A 1,833-nucleotide genomic window follows, 5' to 3' on the forward strand; every position below is an offset into this window, starting at 1 on the left:
GCGTATAATCGTCGGCAGCGTCAGATGTGTATAAGAGACAGCCCCCGCCGCGTCTCCGGAGGTGCTGGAGCGGCTGGCCAGCCTGACGCCGCGGGAACGCGACGTGCTGCAATGGCTGGTCGAAGGCAAGTCGAACAAGGTCATCGCCTTCGAGCTGTCGATCAGCCCGCGCACGGTCGAGATCCACCGCGCCCGCGTGATGGAGAAGATGCGCGCCGACAGCCTGCCCTCGCTCGTCCGCATGGCTCTGTCTGCCGGGATCACCCCCAAAGGGGAGTGATACGGACGGCGAGCGACGCCGGCGGCGACTGATCCACATCAAAACCACGCCCGATAAGGGGAACTCCGTATTCCGGCACCGCCGGGCGGCTTCTATCTTCCCTGTACCGCCCGCCAACGGGCGTCATTCCGCGTGATTTCCGATGCTGGAGGCAGTCTTGGCCGAACCGGGCGATAGCATCGTCTACATCGTCGACGACGACGAGCCGGTGCGGGACTCGATGAAGGCGCTGCTCGAAGCCTGTGCCTTCGAAGTGCGCGACTATGCGTCGTGCCAGAGTTTCATGGATCAGTACAACGGCAAGCCGTCGGGCTGCCTCGTTCTCGACCTGCATCTGCCGGTGATGAGCGGGCTGGAGTTCATCGAGCGTTTCGGCGCGAACCTGCACGGCCTGCCCGTCATCATGGTGTCGGGGCGCGGCGATCCGGCGACGTTCGCCCGCGCGCGGGAAGCCGGCGTGACCGCCTTCCTGGAAAAGCCGTTCGAAGAGGACCAGCTCCTTGACGCGGTGCAGCGCCTGCTGCCAGCCTGACCGTCCTTCTCGGTCCTGAGAGGGCCGCCGTTCCCCGGACAGGGTTCGTGAAACACCGTCCGCAGCGGAGCGCGCCCATGGCGTCCGAAGAATCCTTTTCCCGCCCCCTGTCTGCCCTGGAGGCCGTGCGCAGCCGCCGCAGCGTCCGCGCCTTTACCGCCAAGCCGGTGCCGCGCGCCGTGGTGACGGAGATCCTCGACGCCGCCAGCCGGGCCCCCAGCGGGTCGAACATCCAGCCCTGGAAAGTCCATGCGGTGGCCGGCGCGGCGCGCGAGGCGCTGTCGGCGGAGTTGCGCGCCGCCCATTTCGACCCGGCGGACGATCAGGACGGGGCGGAATACACCTATTACCCGACCCAGTGGTTCGAGCCCTACCTGGGGCGGCGCCGGAAGATCGGCTGGGACCTCTACGGCCTGCTCGGCATCGCCAAGGGTGACCGCGCGGCGATGGCGGAGCAGCACGCCCGCAATTACGACTTCTTCGGCGCCGCGGTCGGGCTGTTCTTCACGATGGACCGGCGGATGGAGCAGGGAAGCTGGCTCGACGTCGGCATGTTCATGGAGAATGTGATGGTGGCGGCGCGGGGCTTCGGGCTGGACACCTGCCCGCAGGCCGCCTTCATCACCCACCACCGCATCGTCCGTCGCCATCTCGACATCCCGGACACCGACATCCTGCTGAGCGGCATGGCGTTGGGCCACGCCGACCCGAACGCGCCGGAAAACCGCCTGGAGACCGAGCGCGCCCCGGTCGCCGACTTCACCCGTTTTCACGGCTTCTGATATCCCCGCCTTGTCGGCTCCTGTTTTCGGCCCCTGTTCGCAATGTGCGTTTTCGCACAGGCGTCGGCGGGCCGTGACGGCACTCTCCAGCCGCGCCGCGAAGCGCTGGCCTGACCGTTCCATCCCGGCAGGCTCCGCCCCGCGTCCCGTTTCCTGCGGCTTGGAGTGTTCCGACGATGGCTCTGCTCGATGATCTTGCTGTCTCTTATACACATCTGACGCTGCCGACGATTATACGC

The 1,833-nt window shown here is 66.9% G+C and carries 3 protein-coding genes; all 3 read left to right on the plus strand.

Annotated features, from left to right (window positions below; genetic code table 11):
* Positions 1-103 precede the first annotated feature (103 nt).
* Complete coding sequence (locus tag Q4I23_RS32445) at positions 104-280, plus strand: response regulator transcription factor (RefSeq protein WP_498528970.1); 177 nt, start codon at positions 104-106, stop codon at positions 278-280.
* Between the two features lie 157 nt (positions 281-437).
* Positions 438-812: a response regulator transcription factor gene (locus Q4I23_RS32450; RefSeq protein WP_051141058.1), complete on the plus strand. Its 375-nt coding sequence runs from the start codon at positions 438-440 to the stop codon at positions 810-812.
* A 77-nt stretch (positions 813-889) separates the two neighbouring features.
* The gene (locus Q4I23_RS32455) at positions 890-1,594 is read left to right on the plus strand and encodes a nitroreductase (protein WP_498528969.1); all 705 of its coding nucleotides are present in this window, start codon (positions 890-892) and stop codon (positions 1,592-1,594) included.
* Positions 1,595-1,833 lie beyond the last annotated feature (239 nt).

The sequence above is a fragment of the Azospirillum sp. UFLA03-27 genome (assembly GCF_059803775.1).